This window comes from Shinella sp. 1A1 (assembly GCF_055379515.1).
In genome coordinates, this window is sequence record NZ_AP039672.1 from 313,486 (window position 1) to 335,140 (window position 21,655).

Sequence of the window (21,655 nt, forward strand, 5' to 3'; positions counted from 1 at the left end):
AAACCTTGCCAACTTGTACTGGCGGGAAATATACCTGCAAAGGCAGAATGTCTCTGTGGCCGTTGTGCAGGGAGGGTGCGGTGGTCCATTTCAACCGATGGGGAGGCATGCCTGCCGTTCAGGCCGGCCATCGGCCCCGTTTCGAGCGAATGAAGGCGGTTGCCCTGCGTTTTCATCCGGTAGCCCATGACATGGTTTCGCAGCCCGACTGTCCTTTCGATTGAGACCAGAGGAGTTGGAAATCATGATGCAATCCCGAGGCGTACTTGGGCCGGCTGCCAGAATATGGCTGTTCGTGCTCGGCGCCGTTCTCATTCTTTGCGGCCTGTTTTTCGCCATCGGCGGCGCGAAGCTCGCCATGCTCGGCGGTAGCTGGTACTTCCTGATTGCCGGCATCGCCATCGTTCTCTCCGGGCTGCTGGTCGTTTTGCGAAAGCCCGCGGGCGCGCTGCTTTTCGGCCTTGTCACCCTGCTCACGGCCGTCTGGGCGGTGTGGGAAGTCGGTCTCGAATTCTGGCCGCTGAATTCGCGGCTGCTTGCCTTCGGCGTCGGCGCGACGGTCGTGGCGCTCTCCTACCCGTTGCTGGGCCGGGCTTCGGGGCGTTCCCCGGCCACCGTGCCTTCCTTCGTCGTCGCCATCCTGCTCGCCTGCGCGTCCGCCGCAGGTTTTGCAGGCATGTTCGTGTCGCATCCGAGCGTCGCGTTCTCCGGCACGCCCGACGCGCTCGTCAAGGTCGACCCGGCCAATGAGCAGAAGAACTGGGAGGCCTACGGCAACACATCCGGCGGCAGCCGCTTCGTCGCCCTCGACCAGATCACGCGCGACAATATCGGCAAGCTCCAGGTCGCCTGGACCTATCGCACCGGCGACACGCCGATCAGCCCCGGCGGCAACGGCGCGGAAGACCAGCAGACGCCGCTGCAGGTGGGCGATCGCGTTTTCCTGTGCACGCCGCATAACAACGTCATCGCCATCGATGCCGATACCGGCAAGGAAATCTGGAAGAACGAGATCAATGCCCAGTCCTCCGTCTGGATGCGTTGCCGCGGCCTTGCCTATTTCGACGCCACAAGGCCGCTCGTCCAGCCGACGGCGGCAGGCTCCACGCCGGTGACGCCGGTCAGCGTCGCCGAAGGCGCGCTGTGCCAGCGCCGCATCCTGATGAACACGATCACGGCCGAGCTGATCGCGCTCGACGCCGACACCGGCGCATTCTGCCCGGACTTCGGCAACAATGGCCGCGTCGATCTGAAGGTCGGGCTCGGCGAGGCTGCCGATCCGAGCTACGTTCTCACCTCGGCGCCGACGCTGGCCGGAACGACGGTCGTGGTCGGTGGCCGTATCGCCGACAACGTTCAGGTCGACATGCCCGGCGGCGTCATGCGCGGTTTCGATGTCGTGACCGGCGAGTTGCGCTGGGCGTTCGACCCGGGCAATCCCGAGATCACCACGCTGCCGCCCGCGGGCCAGACCTATACGCGCTCGACGCCGAATGTCTGGGCCTCGATGTCCTACGATCCGGCGTCGAATACCGTCTTCATGCCGGTCGGCAGCCCCTCGGTCGATCTCTACGGCGCGACACGCACGGCGCTGGACCACAAATACGGTGCTTCCATGCTGGCGCTCGACGCCACGACCGGGCGCGAGAAGTGGGTCTACCAGACGGTCCATAACGACCTCTGGGACTTCGACGTGCCGATGCAGCCCTCCTTCATCGACTTCCCGAAGGTGGACGGCACGACGGTCCCGGCGCTGGTGTTCGGCACCAAGGCCGGGCAGATCTACGTGCTCGACCGCGCCACCGGCATGCCCTTGACCCAGGTGGATGACGTTCCGGTGAAGGCCGGCTCGATCCCGAACGAACCCTATTCTCCGACGCAGAAGCTCTCGGTCGGCATGCCGCAGATCGGCGCCGAGACGCTGACCGAAAGCGACATGTGGGGTGCGACGCCCTTCGACCAGCTTCTATGCCGCATCGGCTTCAAGGGCATGCGCTATGATGGCGTCTATACCGTGCCCGGCACGGATCTGGCGCTGAACTTCCCGGGCTCGCTGGGCGGCATGAACTGGGGCGGCATTTCCACCGATCCTGTGACGAACACCATCTTCGTCAACGACATGCGCCTTGGTCTCTGGATCCAGATGGTCGAGGCCGCACCCACCGAAGCCGTCAGCAGCGGCGGCGAGGCGGTCAATACCGGCATGGGCGTCGTGCCGATGAAGGGCACGCCCTACGCCGTCAACAAGAACCGCTTCCTTTCCGTCCTTGGCATCCCCTGCCAGAAGCCGCCCTTCGGCTCGATGACGGCGATCGACATGAAGACGCAGAAGATCAAGTGGCAGGTTCCGGTCGGCACGGTGGAGGATACCGGCCCGCTCGGTATCAAGATGGGCCTGCCCATCCCGGTCGGCATGCCGACGCTGGGCGGCACGCTGGCGACGCAGGGCGGCCTGTTCTTCATCGCGGGCACGCAGGATTACTACCTGCGCGCCTTCGACAGCGCCACCGGCAAGGAGGTCTGGAAGGCGCGCCTGCCCGTCGGCAGCCAGGGTGGTCCGATGAGCTACAAGTCGCCGAAGACCGGCAAGCAATATATCGTCATCTCCGCCGGCGGTGCCCGCCAGTCGCCGGATCGCGGCGATTACGTGATCGCTTACGCGCTGCCGGATTGATCGGCTTGGAGATCGCCCCGGCCTTGAAAAGGGCCGGGGTATCGCTTCCTCGCCGTGGGGATGCAGAAGGTTGAGGATCAGCCGCAACCGATCGTGCTTCTAGACGATCTCGACATTCACCTTCGAAGCGCGAATGAGATCGAGTTTGTCGGGCGGTATGTCGCCGGTCAGGATCACCAGGTCGAAATCCGTGATCTCAGCCACATAGTTCAGCGCGCTGAAGGTGAACTTCGTGGCGTCGGCGAGGAGGATGCGCTTGCGTGCCACCTGCATCATCGCCTGCTTCGCGCGCACCACGATCTCGTCGGGCGTATAGAGCGAAAGCCCCTGGATCGTCGTGGTCGACAGGATCGCCACATCGACGTGGTAGGAGCGGATCGCCTTTTCGCAATTGGCTCCGAAATAGCCGTGATAGCCCGGATGATAGCGCCCGCCTGTCGAGATCAGGTCGATTTCGGGGGCGTGGCGGAGCTTTTCCAGGATCGGCGCCGCATTGGTCACCACGGTCAGCGGGGCGACATCCAGCAGGAATTCGCTGAGATAGTAGGTGGTGGTGCTGTCGTCGATCATCACGGCATTGCCGGGCTCCAGCCGGGCGACCGCCGCGCGCGCCAGCCGCTTCTTGTCCTCCACGTTCTTGCGCCCGCGATAATTGTAGCTGCTTTCGAACAGAAGCGACTTTTCCGCTGAGACCGAGCCCCGCAGGCGCCGCACGAGCCCTTCCTTTTCGAGCACGGAAAGGTCGCGGTGGATGGTCATCAGGCTGACGCCGAGGGACTCGGCGAGGTCCCGGATCTGGGTCGACGAGCCGCTCATCAGCGTCTGGATGATTTTCGTGCGTCTCCTCTCGGCCTTGGAAGAGGCGGCCTCGGGATCGGAATTGTTATGATCGTCCATGTCGTCCCGCTCTGAATTTAACATTTTTCCTTTATTGGGGAATTCATGCGGCGTGTCCATCGAATTCTTGCGCAAACGCGAGATCTGGAAAAATGACGAATTATCAGCGCTTTTAGCGGGTTTTCTCAGATCGGAAGCGTGGTTTTTGAGGATGCGTGCGTTTAGCATTTTTTGGCGATGCAACATAAATTCCGATATAAATAACATAATCCTTGATATTTATAAAATCGATTGCTAGGAATCGATCATTCGACGGTGGGAGGTCACCGACAGGCAAGACGGCGTTTCCGGCGGGAGCTTCAGGCTCCGGGCCAGCGATGGCGCGCGTCTGTAAAAACGTCGCCGGACGGGCGGCAGAACAGAGGATGACATGGCAGATCTGGACGACATCAAGGACGGCAAGGACTGGGGACGGGATCGTCCGGCGGACACCTCGCGCTTCTTCCTCAAGGGCAATGCGCATCACGACTGGGGCATGAAGGCGCGGCTTTCGCAGGTCTTCCGTCCCGATACCGGCCGCACCGTGATGCTGGCCTTCGACCACGGTTACTTCCAGGGGCCGACCACCGGCCTCGAAAGGCTCGACCTGACCATCGCGCCGCTCGCCGCCCATGCCGATGTGCTGATGTGCACCCGCGGCGGCCTGCGCAGCTCGATCCCGCCGGAATCGCTCAAGCCCGTCGTGCTGCGCTGCTCGGCCGGCAACTCGATCCTGACGGAGCTTTCCAACGAGCTCGTGAGCGTGGAGATCGACGACGCCATCCGCCTCGGCGCGGCCGCCATGGCGGCGCAGGTCTATATCGGCGCGGAATACGAGCACAAGTCGATCGCCAATGTGGTGAAGCTGATCGATACCGGCACGCGGTACGGCATTCCCACCATGGCCGTCACCGGCGTCGGCAAGGCCATGGCCCGCGATGCCCGCTACTTCGGCCTCGCCACCCGCATCGCGGCGGAAATCGGCGCGCAGTTCGTCAAGTCCTACTATGTCGACGAAGGCTTCGAGCGCATCACCCTCGGCTGCCCGGTTCCGATCGTCATTGCCGGCGGCAAGAAGCTGCCGGAGCGGGAAGCGCTGGAAATGGCCTATCGCGCCATCGACCAGGGCGCGGCCGGCGTCGACATGGGGCGCAACGTCTTCCAGTCGACCGATCCGGTGGCGATGCTCGCCGCGCTCGCCGCCGTCGTGCACGAGGGCCGGACCGGCGCGCAGGGCTACGAGCTCTTCCAGGACCTGCACGGCAAGACGGCGGCCTGAGGGCTGCCATCGGCGAGGGGGGCCGGGTCTTGCGGCCCGGCTGCATAACAAGGATCATCGCATGGAAAACCTCTGGAACGAGGCTGAAGCGGATAAGGCCATCACCGGCCTCGACCTGCGCGCCTACTCGTCGCGGCTCATCGGCCGCGACCCGGCCATGGTGCTGCATGGCGGCGGCAACACGTCCTACAAGGGGGCTCTCACCGACCGTTTCGGAAACGAGCGGCAGGTGATCTGGGTCAAGGCCAGCGGTTTCGATCTGGGCACGATGGGCATAGAGGGCTTCACCGCGCTCGATCTTCCCGCATTGCTGGCTCTCGCCGAACTCGAAACCCTGTCGGACGGCGATATGGTGGCCGAGGTCAAGCGCGCCCGCCTCGATCCGCAGGCCGCGGCCGCCTCCATCGAGGCGATCGTCCATGCGCTGTTTCCCGCCGCCTATGTCGACCATTCCCATGCCGACGGCGTGCTGACCGTCTCCAACAGCGCGAACGGGACAGCGCTGCTGCGCGAGATTTACGGCCCGCGCGTCATGATCCTGCCCTATGTGAAGCCCGGCTTCGATCTCGCCCGCCAGATGCGCGCGGCGCTCCTTTCGCCGGAATTCGCAGAGGCCGAGGCGATCATCCTCGAGCATCACGGCGTCTTCACCTGGGGCGATACGGCCCGGGAAAGCTATGACCGCATGGTGGCGATCTGCGCCCGCGCCGAGGATTGGCTTTCCGCCCGCATTCCGCCCCTGCCGGCTACCCCGGATGCCGCGACCGATCCCGTCGATATCGCCCGCCTTCGCGGAACCGTCAGCCGCATCGCCGGCCGCGCCATGATCTCGCGCCCCGTGCCCGGCGTGCCGGCTTCGGAGATCGCGGAGATCGCCCGGCTTTCGCGCCACGGCACGCTGACGCCCGAACATGTCATTCACAACAAGCCCTTTCCCGCCGTCATCGGCGAGGCGCCGGAAAAAGCGCTTAAAGACTTCGCCGCCGAATACCGCGCCTATGTCGAGCGCGGCGGCGACAAGGACCTGATACCGCTGCCGCCGCATCCCCATTGGGCCCTGCTTTCCGACGGCGCGGTGCGCAGCTTCGGACCGACGCTGGCGCGCGCGCGCGTCTCGGCGGACGTGGCCGCGGCCAATCTGCGTGCCCTTCGGCTGGCGGCTCGTCTCGGCGGCTGGCAGGGGCTCGACGAGGCCGACCTGCGCGCGCTGGAATATTGGGAGCTGGAACAGGCCAAGCTGCGCGCGCAGGGAGCGCCGCCGCCGCTGGCCGGCCGGGTCGCCGTTGTCGGCGGCTGCGCCACCGGCATCGGCCGCGCCGCGGCCGAGGCGTTGCGTGATCGCGGCGCGGTGGTCGTGGGGCTCGACATCAATCCTGCGGTCAAGGACCATATGGATCGCCCGGGCTATGAAGGCATCGTCGTCGAACTGACCGATGAAGCGAAGGTCAGCGCGGCGCTACGGCAGGTCGTGAACGACTATGGCGGCCTCGACATCCTGGTCTCCAATGTCGGCATCTTCCGCGCCGGCGCGAATATCGAGGTGCTGGACGATGCGGCATGGGACGCATCGCTCGCGGTCAATCTGACCTCGCATCGCAAGCTTCTGAAGCAGGCCGTTCCGTTCCTGCGCCACGGCGTCGATCCGAGCGTGGTCTTCATCGGCTCCCGCAACGTGCTGGCGCCCGGCGCTGGCGCGGCCGCCTATTCCGTCTCGAAGGCGGGGCTGACGCAATTGATGCGCGTCGCCGCCCTCGAACTGGCGCCGGAGGGTATCCGGGTCAACGCGATCCATCCCGACGGCGTCTTCGACACCGACCTGTGGACGCCCGAGGCGCTGGCGACGTCGGCGCGGCGCTACGGCCTGACGGTCGAGCAATACAAGGCGCGTAACCTCATGCGGACCGAGGTCACGTCGAAGGACGTGGCACGCGCGGTGGTCGCGCTGGCGGACAGCACCTTTTCCCGGACGACGGGCGCACAGATTCCGGTGGATGGCGGCAATGACCGGGTCATCTGAACCGGAGGAATACCAGGCGGCTGGATCGTAAAAGGCCAGCTTCCGAAGAGCGACAGCAGGAAGAACCGGTTGTAAAGCAAGCACCAGCACAAGAGGAGGATAGGATGCGAGGCTTTTTGAAGGGACTGACCGCGGTATCGGCACTGTGCCTGATGGCAGGGGCCGTGTCCGCCAAGGACTACAAGGTTGCCGTCATCCGGTGGGAACCGAACGACATCTATTTCAACGGCGTCGCGCTCGGCCAGCAGCAGGAGGCAAAGCGCATCCAGACCGCGACCGGCGACACGATCACGTTCAATGTCTTCGGCGCGAACGATGCCGGCCAGCAGCTCAAGGCGCTTCAGGCGCAGTTCGACAGCGGCGTGGACGGCGTGCTCCTGACGCCCTGGCGCGGTGAGGCCATGCGCAGCATCGTCAAGCAGCTGCAGGAGGCCAACATTCCGGTCGTCACGACCAATGCCTGGGTCCCGGGCGTCAAGCAGACCTTCGTCGCCTTCGACAACGAGACGGCCGGCCGCCTCGGCGGCGAGGCGCTGGTCAAGCGCCTCGACACGCTTCGCGGGGAGGGCTGGGCCGAAAAGGGCGGCGTCTTCATCGAGCTGCGCTGCATCATCACCGCTTCCTTCGACATCGCGCGCCACACCGGCTACCGGTCGGTGCTCGATCCGATCGCCGCCAAATATCCCGGCGTCAAGATCGTCGAGCAGGAAGCAGGCTGCGACGGCGGCAAGGCGCGCAAGGTGGTCGATGACGTGATCTCGCGCGAAGGCGCGGACAAGATCCTGGGCATCGCCAGCATCGACGGCACGATGGGCATCGGCGGCGCGGTTCCGGCCTTCAAGGCGCAGGACCTGCTCTTCCCGATCGACGATCCCAAGCACATCCCGGTCGCGACCATCGACGGCACGGTGCCGGAGTTCCAGTCCATGGCCCGCGGGGAGATCGACCATATCTCCGTGCAGCCGGCGACGGGCGAGGGCATCATCTCCATGCGGATGCTCCATACGCTGATGTCCGGCAACGCCTTGCCGGAAGAAGGCAAGGTGCTGCTCGACGGGGAAGGTCCCGTCTGGGCGCCGGTGAAGGTGCTGACGCCCGACGCGATCGAGGGTTCCTGGTACCAGACGCAGGCCTATAGCGTGCCGGGCGATGCGAACTACGACGACCCGCACAACTGGGCGAACGAAATGACCGTCGAGCAGACGGGCAAGATGCCCGACTTCGGCAAGTAACCGGGCCTCGGCTGCGGGCGTTCAGGCGCTCGCAGCCATTCCCGCAACAGGAGTTCACATGATACTGGACCCTTCGCTGAGCTTCGCGGTGCAAGGCGTGACCCGCCGGTTTCCCGGCGTTCTGGCCGTCGATTCCGTCGATCTGGGCGTCCGCAAGGGCGAGATACACGGTCTGATCGGCAAGAACGGCGCGGGGAAGTCGGTGCTCGTCTCCATGGTGGCGGGATTGCTCGCACCGAGCCAGGGACAGATCGTTACCGAACACGGCGCGCTGACGCCGACGCATTCCGGCCCGGCGCGCGCCAAGAAGCTTGGTATCGCGCTCGTCACCCAGGAGCCGGCTTTCGCCGCCGACCTTTCCGTGGCGGACAACCTCTTCATGGGGCGCCATCCGGGCGGCCGCCTGAATTTTCTTGCTCCCGCCGTGACGCGCCGGCAATCGGCGGAGGTGATACGCGAGCTCGGCCTTCGCGCCCGCCCCGAGGATCGCATGGGGGACCTGCCGCTGGAGACCCAGCAGCTTCTCGCATTCGGCCGCGCGGTCTTCATCGAGAAGGCGCGCACGATCCTTCTGGACGAGATCACCGCATCGCTGACGAGCGAGCGCAAGGAAAGCCTGCTCGGCCTCCTGCGCCGATTGATCGTCGACCAGCCGGACCTGTCCTTCACCCTGATCTCGCACCACGTCAGCGAGGTGATGGGCTTTACCGACCGCGTTTCCGTGATGCGCGACGGCGAGCGCGTTGCGACGCTGGAGACGGCGGCGACGACCGGCAGAGAACTGGCCGACTGGATTGTCGGCGACGTCGCGCGAACCGAGATCAACTATACCGATCAGCCCGAATTCACCGCCCCTCCCGTGCTCACCGTGCGGGGGCTGAAGGCCGGCCGCTCCCTCGCGCATCTCGACCTTGCGCTTCATCGCGGCGAGGTGCTGGGCTTTGCCGGCCTTGAAGGCTCCGGCAAGGACGCGGCCATCGAGGCGCTTTACGGGCTCGTTCCGAACCATGGCGGCTCCATCGAGATGGACGGCGTCGAGGTGCATCTGAAAAGCCCCAAGGCGGCCCAGACGGCGGGTATCTCCTTCCTGCCCAAGCATCGCGAGGAGCAGGCGGTGATCCAGAACCGCTCCGTGCTGGAAAACGCGATCATCGCCGGCCTTCCGGTGCTGACGAACCGGCTCGGTTTCGTGCGGCGCGGCGAATGCGAGGCCGTCGCCCGGTCCATCGTGACGCGCCTCAAGGTCAAGACGCCCGGCCTCGACGTGCCGATAGACGGCCTGTCGGGCGGCAACAAGCAGAAGATCCTGCTTGGCCGTCTCTCGCTGACGGCGCCGCGGCTGGTGCTTTTGAACGAGCCGACGCGCGGCGTCGACATATCGGCCAAGCCGGACATTCTGAAGATGATCCGCGAGGACCTGTCGCGCGATGCGGGCGTCATCATGATCTCGGAGAGCGAGGAAGAGCTGGCCGAGATCTGCGACAGGATCCTGATCTTCTATCAGGGACGTGCGGTCCGGGAATTGAAGCGCGGCATGCCGGGCTTCGATGTCGAGACGATCTACAAGGCGATACAGGGCGTAGAGGTGCGGGTATGACTTCGGTGAACAAATTTGTTTTTCTCATTCTGGAAAAGCACCTGATCTGGGCCCTGCTCGCGCTGTTGTGCCTTGCGGGCCTGGCGGTGCCGGGCTTCCTTTCGGCGCGCAACATCCTGAACGTGATGTGGGCGGCAGCCCCGCTCGGCTGCATGGTGCTCGGCCTGTTCTTCGTGCTGCTGACCGCCAATGTCGACCTGTCGCTGGAATCGACCTTCGCCCTCGCGCCAGCGCTGGCCGTCGTGTTCTTCTTCCAGGGGATGGGGCTCGACAGCTATCCGATCGTCGCCGTGCTCTGCACGCTGCTGTTCGGCGCCATCGCGGGGCTGGTGAACGGCCTGTTCTCCGTCAAGCTGAGGGTCAGCTCCTTCCTCGTCAGCCTCGGAACGATGCTGCTGATGCGCGGCATCGTGGTCTACCTGATCCCGGAAGGCGTCTATTATCTGCCCGAGGGCTATGTCTATCTCGGCTCGGCCAAGCTCTTCGGCATCCTGCCGGTGGCTGTGCTGGTGTGGATCGCGATCTTCATCCTGGCGTGGCTGATGATCGACCGTCATCGGCTCGGCAAGGATATCCTCGCGCTCGGCAACAACGAGCATGCCGCCTTCGTGGCGGGCGTGAACATCGAGCGGACCAAGATCGTCTGCTTCGTCATCGCCGGCTTCCTGGCGTCGCTCGGCGGGCTTCTCGAGGTCGGCCGCCTGGAATCCGTCGTGGCCGACATGGGGCAGGGCGATATCATGATGGTCTTCGCCGGCACCATTCTCGGCGGCACGGCCCTGACCGGCGGCAAGGGCAATGTCGGCGGCGTCTTCGCGGCGGTGCTGGTGATCTCGATCATCGAGAACCTCATGAACCTCCATGGCGTGCCGCCTTCGATCCGGCAGGTCGTCTTCGGCGGCGTTCTTCTGGTGGCGATCTATCTCGCCAGCCTGCAGGAGCGGCTGCGCCACGCACGGCTGGAGTCCTGAAATGCCGGCCTATCTTCTGGGGCTGGACAGCGGCCTGACCGTCACCAAGGCCGTCGTCTTCCGGGACGACGGCAAGGTCGTGGCCCTTGCCCGCCGCGAGATCGCGCAGATCAAGGCCGTGCCCCGGCACGTCGAGCGCGACATGACGGCGCATTGGCAAGCCTCCGCCGCAGCAATCCGCGAGGCGCTGGAACAGGCGAGCGCCAGTGTCGGCGCGCCGGTCCGCCCGGCTGCCGTGTCCGTGGCGGGCCATGGCGACGGCCTCTATCTGATCGACGGCGCTGGTGCGCCGCTCGGCCTTGCCGCCACCTCGCTCGACAGCCGCGCCCAGCCGTTGCTGTGCCACTGGGACGAGACGGGCATATCGGAAAAGGCGCTGGAGCTGACGGGGCAGCGCCCCTTCGCGTCCTCCCCGGCGCCGCTGCTCGCCCATATGAAGGCGCACGAGCCGGAACGCTTCCAGCGGATCGCCGCCGTCCTCTCCTGCAAGGACTGGCTCCGCTTCTGCCTGACGGGCAGGGTGGCGACCGATTTCACCGAGGCAAGCGTCGCCTTCACCGACATAGGAACGCAACGCTATAGCGAGGAGGCGCTCGCCCTCTTCGGCCTTACCGCCGTCGCGAATGCCCTTCCGGACGTGCTGATGCCCTGCGAGGTCGCGGGATATGTCACCGAGGAGGCTGCCCGCGCCACGGGGCTTGCGGCCGGCACGCCGGTTGCCACCGGATTGCATGACGTAACGGCCTGCGCCGTCGGGGCCGGGGTGACGAAAGCCGGCACGATCGCGGTCATCGCCGGCACCTATTCGATCAATGAAATGCTGGTCGACGTGCCGGGAACGTCGGTGGGCTGGAATGCGCGCAATGGATTGTACCCCGGCCAGTGGATGAACATGTCGGTTTCCCCCGCCTCCAGCGCCAATCTCGACTGGTTCCTTGGAACGGCCGCGCGGGACGCGCTGGCGGGCGGTGACCCCTTCGCCCTGCTTCAGGCCGAGCTGGACGCCGTCTCGGACGATCCCTCCGACATCGTCTACCTTCCCTATCTCTACGGGTCTCCCCATGCTGAGGATGTGCCGGCGGCCTTTCTCGGGCTGCGCGGCTGGCACGGGCGGGGTCATATGCTGCGCGCCGTTGCGGAGGGCATCGTCTTCAACCACCGCCACCATGTCGATCTCATCGACCCGGACGGAAGCGTCGGCAAGGTGCGGCTGACGGGCGGAAGCAGCCGCAATCCCTTCTTCGGCCAGCTCTTCGCCGATGCGCTGAACCGCCGCGTCGAAGTGCCGGAAATGCCGGAGGCCGGGGCGCTTGGTGCGGCCATCGCGGCCGGAATTGCCGTGAACGTCTACGGCGACTGGGAGGAGGCGACCGCGCGGACCGCGCCGGACCTGCGCATCTACCAGCCGGGCCGGGCCGTACCCCGCCTTCAGGCCGGCTATGGCCGCTATCGCGAGGCCATCGACACGGTCATGCACCGCCACAAGGAGAAGACCGCCCCATGAGCGCAGGCGACACCACGCGCGAAGCCCGGCTGGAGGCCCTGCGCCGCATCGGCCATGTCCCCGTCCTGATCGTCGGCGGCGGGATCAACGGCATGGGAACGTTCCGCGACCTCAGTCTCCAGGGCGTCGGCTGCCTGCTCGTCGAGCAGGGCGATTTCTGCGCCGGCGCCAGTAGGGCCCCCTCACGCATGATCCACGGTGGGCTCAAATACCTGGAGACGGGCGAATTCCGGCTGGTCAGGGAATCCGCCGAGGAACGCAATCGGCTGCTGCGCAATGCCGCGCACTATGTCCGGCCGCTCGAAATGATCATCCCGATCCATTCCTGGTTCGGCGGCATCGTTCCGGCGTTGCGGAAGTTCCTGCGCATGCCGGCGAAGATCACGGAGCGTGGCGCGCTGGTGATCAAGCTGGGCCTCTGGCTCTACGATCTCTACGGCGCGCTGAACCGGACCATGCCGCGCCACCGCATGATCGCGCGGCAGGACATATTGCGCGAAATCCCCGATCTGGCCCCGGACCTGAAGATCGCCGCCTCCTACTACGACGCCTGGATCACGTCGCCCGAACGGCTCGTCGTGGAGCTCGCCCTCGACGGCATGGCCGCCAATCCGGGCAACATGGCGCTGAACCATCTGCGTTTCAGCGGGATCGCCGGCAACCGCGTCGAGCTTCAGGATGCCGACACGGGCGAGGCGTTTTCGCTGACATGCGACGTGCTGGTCAATGCCGCGGGCGCCTGGATCGACCGGGTGAATACCAGCGCGGCCCCCGGGCGCCGGATGATCGGCGGCACCAAGGGCAGCCACCTCCTGCTCGACCTTCCGGCCCTCGCCGAAACCCTGCACGGCCGCATGATCTATTTCGAGGCCGAGGGCGGGCGCATCTGCATCCTGTCGAACTTCATGGGACATGTGCTGCTAGGCTCCACCGATATCCCTGTCGACGATCCCGACGGCGTGGCCTGCGACGACGAGGAGGTGGACTATCTCCTCGGTGCGTTCCGGCGGCTCTTCCCGCAGGTTCCGGTCGATCGTTCGAGCATCTTCTTCAGCTATGCGGGCGTTCGCCCCCTGCCGGCGAACGATGCAAGCGACCCCGGCGCCATCAGCCGCGATCACTCGATGCCGGAACTTCCCCCCGAAGGCGAGCGCCGTTTCCCGATCGTCTCGCTTGTCGGCGGCAAATGGACCACCTTCCGGGCCTTTTCGGCCGAGGCGACCGATAGGATACTCGCCCACCTGGGCAAGCGCCGCTCATCCTCGACGACGGATCTGCCCATCGGCGGCGGAGCGGGCCTTTCCCAGGCCTCTGCCCCGACGGAGCGCCTGTTGTCCGCCATCACGGATGAGCACGGGCTTTCGCGCCAAAGGGCCCGCCAGCTTGTCGCCCGCTACGGCTCGCGCGCGAAAGCGGTTGCGCCGGCGCTCGCGAAGGGCGAAACCTTCTTGGCCTCCTTGCCGGAATTTTCTCGGGAGGAGATCGCGATCATCTGCGATACGGAACTGGTCCTGCACGCCGAAGATTTTCTCTTCGGGCGCAGCTCGGTGTTCCTGGAGCGGCCGCTGGGCCACGATGCGCTGGAGGAACTGGTCGGCGTCATCGGACTGTTTCGTCGCTGGGATGACGCGCGGCGGGCGGCGGAATTGGAACGGTTGGTATATCGTTACCGCAAGCTGCATCGGATCGACGTATCCGGGCTGACAGGATCGCGGCCTCGATTTATCTGAGGTCGCGGAAGGAGCGCGGAGGGCCCTGCCAATGGACGACGCCATCGCCACTTTCATTCTGGACCAGATGGCGGACGCCCTGATCTTTGCGACGGTCGATGGAAAGATAGCTGGGTGGAACGGCGCATCGACTGCGCTTTTCGGTTTCGAAAAGGGCGAGGCCATCGGTGAATCGCTCGATCTCATCATTCCACCGCATCTGCGGAACGCGCACTGGGCCGGCTTCGATTCCGCCGTCAAGGCGGGGCAATTGAAGCTGAATGGCCGGCCGACACTGACCAGGGCAACACACAAGACGGGGCGCAGGCTTTACGTCGAGATGAGTTTCGCACTCGTCCGGTCCTCCGATTGCGTCGTCGGTTCTGTTGCTGTGGCGCGAGATGCGACCGAGAGAGTTGAGCGAGAGCGGGCAAAAGCGGCCCGATAGCCGCTGCAGTCGCTGTCAGGCCGGATTTCCATGCGAATACGATGTCGTGGGGTGCCGGAAAGCATGCTGCCGTCGGGACACAAGAAGAACTTGTCTAAGGGTGCCAATTTCTTCGTTTAAGCCGATGGCCTGTGCAGGCATCTTCTGACTTGCCTCATGGGAATCGTGTGATGACGAAAGCACTTGTCACGGGGGCGACGCGTGCTCCCGGACGCGCGATCGCCACTTCGCTTGCAAAAGTAGGCTGGGAAGTGCACGCGCTCGGTCGTGATCGCGTCGCGCTTGACGAGATGCGCGGCGAACACGGGATCGTGCCGCTGGCCATGGATCTGACGGATCGCGAATACGTCCGCTCCGTTGCGGAAGGCCTCGAAACCGATGTCCTCGTCCATGCCGCCCTCCGCTGGCCCGAAGAGAACCGTTTTCTCGGTCTTGCGGAAGCGGACATCGACATGGCTCTTGAAGTCAATCTGTCCGCCATGCTGCATGTCACGCGCGCCGTCCTGCCCTCGATGATCGAGCGAGGCCGCGGTGCGTTCGTGATGCTCTCCCTGGATGGCAGCAACGCGAATGGTGCGATCGAACGGACCGTCGCGGGGGCGATCGACGGGTTCTCGCGCGCGCTTGCTGATGAGACCCGGGGCAGCGGCGTATCCGTTCATCGCCTTTCTTTGGGAGAGCCGCCGTTCCAGCATTTGGGGCCGCAGGTCCTTTCGCTGCTGTCAACAGGCGGCTTTCAATCTCAATTCATCGAACGACAGGAATACGGACATGGAACGTAATGGAGGGCAGCTGCTCGTCGAGTGCCTCCTGGCGCTAGGCGCGACGAAGAGCTTCGGGGTGCCGGGGGAAAGCTATCTCGCGGTGCTCGATGCGCTGCACGACACGGGCGGACGCCTCGACTACGTTCTGTGCCGCAATGAGGGCGGAGCGGCATTCATGGCGGCGGCCTACGGCAAGCTGACCGGCCATCCGGGTATCTGCTTCGTGACCCGTGGTCCGGGCGCCACCAATGCCTCGATCGGCGTGCATACGGCGATGCAGGATTCCGCGCCCATGATCCTTTTCGTGGGCCAGGTCGGGACCGACATGAAGGGCCGGGAAGCCTTCCAGGAAGTGGACTACAAGGCCGTCTTCGGCACCATGGCGAAATGGGCGGTCGAGATCGACCAGGTCGAGCGCATCCCGGAAATCCTTTCTCGTGCCTGGACGCTTGCCGTCTCGGGTCGTCCCGGCCCGATCGTCATCGCCCTGCCAGAGGATATGCTGACTTCGCTCACCGCGGCCGCGCCGCTGTCCGGTCCCGTGGAGATCGCCGAACCCGCGCCGTCGGCCGTGGGCATGCAACGCGTGCGGGAGATGCTGGAAGGCGCTAGGCGCCCCGTCATTCTCTATGGCGGCTGCAACTGGGCCGAGGGCTCCATGGCCGCCGTCCAGCGGTTCGCCGAGGCATCCGACATTCCGGTCGTTTCCGTCTTCCGCTATCAGGATCAGTATGACAACACCTCGCCGACCTTCTGCGGCGAGGCCGGGGTCGGGATGGTCGCTTCCGTCAAGGAACTGCTGCGCGAGGCCGATGTCATCCTCGCCATCAACAACCGTTTCGGGGAGAATTCCACGGACGGCTACACGCTGTTCGACGTTCCGCAGCCCCGCCAGCAGATCATCCACGTCCACGGCTCGGACCTTGAAATCGGCAAGGTCTATCGGCCGGCGCTCGGCATTCACGCCGGTCCGAACGCCTTCGCGCATGCGCTCGGCGCGCTGGAGCCCGTCAAGGGCGGATGGGCGGAATGGCGGGCCAAGGGGCGTGCCGCCTATGAGAAGGGCTTCGATCTCCCCGACCTGCCGTCGCCCGTCGACATGGGCAAGGTCACGGCGCTGCTGAACGACGTCCTGCCGGAGGACGTGATCCTGACCAACGGCGCGGGCAACTTCACGGTCTGGCCCAACAAGTTCTTCAGGTTCGGGCCGAAGGCGCGGCTTCTCGCTCCGCAATCGGGCGCGATGGGCTATGGCGTGCCGGCGGCCGTGGCCGCAAAGGTCGCCCATCCCGAGCGCACGGTCGTCTGTTTTGCCGGCGACGGCGATTTCCAGATGAACTGCCAGGAACTGGCGACCGCCCTTCAGCATGGGGCGCAGCCGATCATCCTGCTGCTCAACAACGGCATCTACGGCACGATCCGCGCCCATCAGGAGCGGCATTATCCCGAGCGCGTTTCCGGCACCACGATGGTCAATCCCGATTTCGTCGCGCTGGCGAAAGCCTATGGCTTCCATGCCGAGCGGGTGGAATCGACGGCGGACTTCGCCGCCGCTTTCGAGCGCGCTCGCGCATCGAAGACCGGCGCTCTCCTCGACCTCGCTATTTCACCTGAGGCGTTGACCCCTCGCCAGACGCTGAGCCAAATGCGCAAGGCAGCACTTTCTGCAAAGGAAACCGCATGACACAGCGTCACGACATTCGCCTCGGTGCCGATATCGGCGGGACCTTTACCGACATCGCGCTCGATGTGCGGGGCAAGCTCTTCTCCACGAAGGTGCTGACCAATTACGCGGCCCCCGAGCAGGCGATCCTCGACGGCATCGAGATCGTGGTGCGGGATGCGGGGATCGCGCCGAAGGATATCGACATCGTCATCCACGGCACGACGCTCGCCACGAACGCGCTTATCGAACGCCGTGGCGCCAAAACCGCGCTGGTGACGACGGAAGGCTTCCGCGACGTCATCGAGATGCGCACGGAAAACCGTTTCGAGCAATACGATCTCAGCCTAGTCCTGCCGAAGCCGCTGATCCCGCGCGAGGATCGCTTCCCGGTCAAGGGCCGCATCGATGCACAGGGCAGGGAGCTTCAGCCGCTCGACGAGGCGGCGCTGGAGGCTCTGGCGAACGTCATCGCGGAACGCGGCTTCGGAGCCGTCGCCATCGGCTTCATCCATTCCTACATGAATCCGCGGCACGAGGAGCGCGCCCGCGAAATCCTGTCTAAGAAGCTCTCGATCCCGATCTCGATCTCGTCGGAAGTCTCGCCGCAGATGCGCGAGTTCGAGCGCTTCAACACGGTTTGCGCCAATGCCTATGTGCGCCCGCAGATGGCCGATTACCTCTCGCGCCTGCAGGTGCGGCTGAAGGAGATGGGGGCGGAATGCCCGGTCTTCATGATTCATTCCGGCGGCGGCCTCATCTCGGTGGAGACGGCCTCGGAGTTTCCGGTGCGGCTCGTCGAATCCGGCCCGGCGGGCGGGGCGATCTTCGCCGCCGATATCGCCCGCCGCTTCAGCCTCGAGCGCGTCGTCTCCTACGACATGGGCGGCACGACGGCGAAGATCTGCCTCATCGAGGACTATCAGCCGCATACGGCGCGCACTTTCGAGGTCGCGCGCACCTATCGCTTCTGCAAAGGGTCGGGCATGCCGATCTCCATTCCGGTGATCGAGATGATCGAGATCGGCGCCGGCGGCGGTTCCATCGCCTGGGTCGATGCCATGGGCCGCATCCAGGCCGGCCCTGAATCCGCAGCTTCGGAACCGGGCCCGGCCTGCTACCAGCGCGGCGGCGAACGCCCGGCGATCACCGATGCGGACCTCGTGCTCGGCAAGCTCGACCCCGACAATTTCGCCGGCGGCAAGATCAGGCTTTCGGTCGACAATGCCAGCGCGGCGATTGCTCGCGATGTCGGCGACAGGCTGAAGCTGGCGACCGAAGCCGCCGCCTTCGGCATCGTCGAGGTGGTGGACGAGAACATGGCCAATGCGGCGCGCGTCCATGCGGTCGAGAACGGCAAGAACATCTCGGAAAACATCATGATCGCCTTCGGCGGCGCAGCTCCCCTGCATGCCGCCCGGCTCTGCGAGAAGCTCGGCGTCGACCAGTGCCTCATCCCGCAGGGGGCGGGCGTGGGCTCGGCCATCGGCTTCCTCAAGGCGCCGTTCGGTTATGAAGCGCTGGCCTCCAAGATCATGCGCCTGTCGAAATTCGATGCCGGCGCGGTAAACACCATGCTCGACGACCTGAAGGCGACCGCCGAAGGCTTCGTGCGCGCCGGAACGGATGGCGCGATCGTGCGCGAGATCACCGCCTTCATGCGTTATGCCGGCCAAGGCTGGGAGATTCCCGTGGCGCTGCCCGATCGTGCCTTCACGGCGGCGGATACCGCAATGATCGAGGCTGCCTTCAAGGAGCGCTATGCCCAGTTCTTCGGCCGTGCGGTCGAAGGCCCGGAAATCGAATTCGTCACCTGGTCGGTAAAGGCGCAGGACGTTCGCCCCGAAGGCGAGCGCTTCACCCTTGAAACGGACGGTGTCGTCGCATCCGTGCCCGTGACGAGGGCGGTCTTCGATCCCGCGTCGGGCAAGGCGCTGGAGACGGCGATCGTGCCGCGCGATACGCTGTCGCCGGGCGCGCGGGTGACCGGCCCCGCCGTCATCGTCGAGCGGGAAACCTCCACCATCGTCACGTCGCCGTTCGATGCCGTCATCCAGATCGACGGCACCATTCTTCTCGTGCGCAAGGGTCACTGATCATGAGCGATATCAATGAAATTCGCATGCAGGTCATGTGGAACCGCCTGATCTCGGTGGTCGAGGAACAGGCGCTGACGCTGCTGCGCACCGCGTTTTCCACTTCCGTCCGCGAGGCGGGCGACCTTTCGGCCGGCGTCTACAACGCCAAGGGCGAGATGCTTGCCCAGGCCGTCACCGGCACGCCCGGCCACGTCAACACCATGGCCGAGGCGGTGCTGCATTTCATCGCCGAAATTCCGCGCGAGGAAATGTATCCGGGCGATACCTATGTGACCAACGACCCCTGGAAGGGCACCGGCCACCTGCACGACATCACCATGGTCTCGCCCTCCTTCAAGGGCGAGGAGCTGATCGGCTTCTTCGCCTGCACGGCGCATGTGGTGGATGTCGGCGGTCGCGGCTTCGGGGCGGACGGCAAGTCGGTCTATGAGGAAGGCATCCAGATCCCGATCATGAAATTCGCCGAGCGCGGCGTGGTGAACAAGGATCTCCTGAAGATACTGCGCCTCAATGTGCGCGAGCCGAACCAGGTGATCGGCGACTTCTATTCGCTCGCCGCCTGCAACGATGTCGGCCACAAGCGGCTGATCGAGATGCTGGTCGAGGTCGGCTACGACAACCTCGACACGCTCGGCGACTTCATCCTGTCGCGCACGCATGCGGCGACGATGGAGCGTATCGCCGGCCTGCCGAAGGGCGCGTGGACGAATGACATGCTGACGGACGGCTATGACGTGCCGATCAGGCTCGCGGCCGAAGTCTCGATCACCGACACGGGCGTCAATGTCGATTTCTCCGGCACGGACGCGATGAGCCGCTGGGGCATCAACGTGCCGCTGATCTACACCAAGGCCTATGCCTGCTACGCGCTGAAATGCGTGGTCGCCCCCGACATCCCGAACAACGCGGCGTCCCTTGCCGCCTTCAACGTGTCGTCGCCGACCAATATCCTGAATGCCGAGCGGCCGGCCCCGGTTTCGGTGCGCCACGTCATCGGCCATATGGTGCCGGATCTCGTTCTCGGCGCGCTCGCCAAGGCGCTGCCCGGCCAGATTCTCGCCGAAGGCGCGGCCGCCCTGTGGAACATCCATATTTCGGCCCGGCCGGTTGCGGGCTCCGCCGGCCGCCGTGCCGAGGTGCTGATGTTCAACTCGGGCGGCATGGGCGCGCGCCCGGGCATCGACGGCCTATCTTCGACCGCCTTCCCTTCCGGCGTCCATACGATGCCGATCGAGGCGACCGAGCATACCGGCCCCATCGTCGTCTGGCGCAAGGAGTTGCGCCCCGATTCCGGCGGTGCCGGCAAATATCGCGGCGGCCTCGGCCAGATCATCGAGATCGCGCCGGCGGAAGGCCATGAGTTCGACTTTTCGGCGATGTTCGACCGCATCGCGACCCCGCCGCGCGGCCGCGATGGCGGCGAAGACGGAGCGCCCGGTTCGGCCAGGCTCGATGACGGCACGAAGCTGCGGCCGAAGGGCTGGCAGCATGTGCCGGCAGGCCGCAAGCTGGTGCTGGAACTGCCCGGCGGCGGCGGCTTTGGAAACCCCGCCGAGCGCTCGGCCGAGGCAACGGCCGAAGACCTTTCCAAGGGCTATGTGACGGAGAAGAAGCAATGAGCCATATCGCCAGCCGGCTTTCCGCCGTCAAACCCTCCGCCTCCATGGCCGTTTCGCAGGCCGCCAAGGATCTGGCGGCCACCGGTGTCGACGTGATCGACCTCGGTCTCGGCGAGCCGGATTTTCCGGCCCCCGCCCACATCACCGAGGCCGCCTTCGCGGCGGCGCGCACGGAGCGCATGCTCTACACCGCCTCGCTCGGCACGGTGGAGCTTCGCAAGGCGATCGTCGCCAAGTTCAAACGCGAGAACGGCCTCGACTACGCCATCGACGAGATCGCGGTCGCCAACGGCGCCAAGCAGATCATCTTCAATGCGCTGATGGCGACGGTGGAGGAGGGGGACGAAGCGATCCTGCCCGCGCCGTACTTCGTCTCCTATCCGGAAATGGTGAAGCTTTTCGGCGGCGTGCCGGTCACCCCGGCCTGCCCGGCCGAAAACGGCTTTCGCCTGACGCCGGAGGTGCTGGAGGCGGCGCTGACGGACAAGACCCGCTGGCTGTTCCTCAACATGCCGGGCAATCCTTCGGGCGCAGTCTATACCGAGGCGCAGTTGAAGGCGCTCGGCGCGGTGCTGGCGAACTATCCGAAAGTGATGGTGCTTTCGGACGAGATCTACGAGCACATCCTCTTCGACGGGCGCAGCTTCGTCTCCTTCGGTGCGGCCTGCCCGGAATTGCGCGACCGTTCGCTGATCGTCAACGGCATGTCCAAGGCCTATGCCATGACCGGCTGGCGCGTCGGCTATGCCGCAGGTCCGAGGGACCTGATCAAGGCGATGGCGACGATCCAGAGCCAGTCCTGCACCTCCGTCTCGGCTCCGGCGCAGATCGCGGCGAGGGCGGCGCTGGAGGGGCCGCAGGACTGTGTCGCCGAGTTCCGCACCGCCTTCGAGCGCCGCCGCAACCTCGTTGTCGAGGGCATCGCGAAGATCAACGCGCTGAGCCTCGACCCGCCGGAGGGCGCCTTCTACGCCTATATCGGCTGCGCCGCGCTGATCGGCGCGAAGACGCCGGCCGGAAAGACGCTGGACGACGATGTCGCCGTCGCGAAGTATCTTCTCGACGAGGGCCATGTGGCGGCCGTTCCCGGCACGGCCTATGGCCTGTCGCCGTTCTTCCGCATCTCCACCGCGACCTCCGACGGGGTCCTGGCCGAGGCAGTGAAGCGTATCGGCGAAGCCGTTTCCAAACTCGAATTCTGAT

Annotated in this window: 15 protein-coding genes; 14 read left to right on the forward strand and 1 reads right to left on the reverse strand. The window is 65.4% G+C overall.

The genetic code is table 11. The annotated features are described in order from the left end of the window. Positions 1–244: 244 nt before the first annotated feature. Entirely contained in the window at positions 245–2,674 is a 2,430-nt protein-coding gene (locus ACZ48C_RS18285; protein ID WP_464783556.1) for a glucose/quinate/shikimate family membrane-bound PQQ-dependent dehydrogenase, read from the forward strand. A gap of 99 nt (positions 2,675–2,773) precedes the next feature. Here the strand turns inward: ACZ48C_RS18285 and ACZ48C_RS18290 are convergent, their stop codons facing one another. Then, positions 2,774–3,571 (reverse strand): DeoR/GlpR family DNA-binding transcription regulator, encoded by a 798-nt coding sequence (locus ACZ48C_RS18290; RefSeq protein WP_464783557.1) that lies wholly within the window; start codon positions 3,569–3,571, stop codon positions 2,774–2,776. Positions 3,572–3,941: 370 nt separating this feature from the next. Between ACZ48C_RS18290 and lsrF the strand changes: the two genes are divergently transcribed. From lsrF to ACZ48C_RS18355, 13 genes are all read left to right on the forward strand, one after another. Further along, on the forward strand, positions 3,942–4,829 hold the full coding sequence (lsrF, locus tag ACZ48C_RS18295) for a 3-hydroxy-5-phosphonooxypentane-2,4-dione thiolase (RefSeq protein WP_119254921.1): 888 nt from the start codon (positions 3,942–3,944) through the stop codon (positions 4,827–4,829). Between the two features lie 61 nt (positions 4,830–4,890). Next, positions 4,891–6,846, forward strand: a complete 1,956-nt coding sequence (locus ACZ48C_RS18300; protein WP_464783558.1) for an SDR family oxidoreductase — start codon at positions 4,891–4,893, stop codon at positions 6,844–6,846. 104 nt (positions 6,847–6,950) lie between these two features. Further along, the gene (locus ACZ48C_RS18305) at positions 6,951–8,078 is read left to right on the forward strand and encodes a sugar ABC transporter substrate-binding protein (protein WP_464783559.1); all 1,128 of its coding nucleotides are present in this window, start codon (positions 6,951–6,953) and stop codon (positions 8,076–8,078) included. 58 nt (positions 8,079–8,136) lie between these two features. Further along, complete coding sequence (locus ACZ48C_RS18310) at positions 8,137–9,675, forward strand: sugar ABC transporter ATP-binding protein (protein WP_464783560.1); 1,539 nt, start codon at positions 8,137–8,139, stop codon at positions 9,673–9,675. A gap of 5 nt (positions 9,676–9,680) precedes the next feature. Further along, positions 9,681–10,646 (forward strand): ABC transporter permease, encoded by a 966-nt coding sequence (locus ACZ48C_RS18315; RefSeq protein WP_454633731.1) that lies wholly within the window; start codon positions 9,681–9,683, stop codon positions 10,644–10,646. Between the two features lies 1 nt (position 10,647). Then, on the forward strand, positions 10,648–12,150 hold the full coding sequence (locus ACZ48C_RS18320; RefSeq protein ID WP_464783561.1) for an FGGY-family carbohydrate kinase: 1,503 nt from the start codon (positions 10,648–10,650) through the stop codon (positions 12,148–12,150). Then, positions 12,147–13,880, forward strand: a complete 1,734-nt coding sequence (locus ACZ48C_RS18325; protein ID WP_464783562.1) for a glycerol-3-phosphate dehydrogenase/oxidase — start codon at positions 12,147–12,149, stop codon at positions 13,878–13,880. Before ACZ48C_RS18320 ends, ACZ48C_RS18325 begins: the two co-directional genes overlap by 4 nt. A gap of 31 nt (positions 13,881–13,911) precedes the next feature. Then, complete coding sequence (locus ACZ48C_RS18330; protein ID WP_318914155.1) at positions 13,912–14,307, forward strand: PAS domain S-box protein; 396 nt, start codon at positions 13,912–13,914, stop codon at positions 14,305–14,307. A gap of 170 nt (positions 14,308–14,477) precedes the next feature. Next, positions 14,478–15,089 carry an SDR family oxidoreductase gene (locus ACZ48C_RS18335; RefSeq protein ID WP_119254929.1) on the forward strand — a complete coding sequence of 204 codons (612 nt, stop codon included), beginning with the start codon at positions 14,478–14,480 and terminating at the stop codon, positions 15,087–15,089. Next, the gene (locus ACZ48C_RS18340; protein WP_464783563.1) at positions 15,079–16,755 is read left to right on the forward strand and encodes a thiamine pyrophosphate-dependent enzyme; all 1,677 of its coding nucleotides are present in this window, start codon (positions 15,079–15,081) and stop codon (positions 16,753–16,755) included. The genes ACZ48C_RS18335 and ACZ48C_RS18340 overlap by 11 nt, the downstream gene beginning before the upstream one ends. Continuing rightward, positions 16,752–18,830 (forward strand): hydantoinase/oxoprolinase family protein, encoded by a 2,079-nt coding sequence (locus ACZ48C_RS18345; protein ID WP_464783564.1) that lies wholly within the window; start codon positions 16,752–16,754, stop codon positions 18,828–18,830. Before ACZ48C_RS18340 ends, ACZ48C_RS18345 begins: the two co-directional genes overlap by 4 nt. 2 nt (positions 18,831–18,832) lie before the next feature. Then, entirely contained in the window at positions 18,833–20,452 is a 1,620-nt protein-coding gene (locus ACZ48C_RS18350; RefSeq protein ID WP_460927528.1) for a hydantoinase B/oxoprolinase family protein, read from the forward strand. After that, positions 20,449–21,654, forward strand: a complete 1,206-nt coding sequence (locus ACZ48C_RS18355) for a pyridoxal phosphate-dependent aminotransferase (protein ID WP_464783565.1) — start codon at positions 20,449–20,451, stop codon at positions 21,652–21,654. Before ACZ48C_RS18350 ends, ACZ48C_RS18355 begins: the two co-directional genes overlap by 4 nt. Position 21,655: the final 1 nt, after the last annotated feature.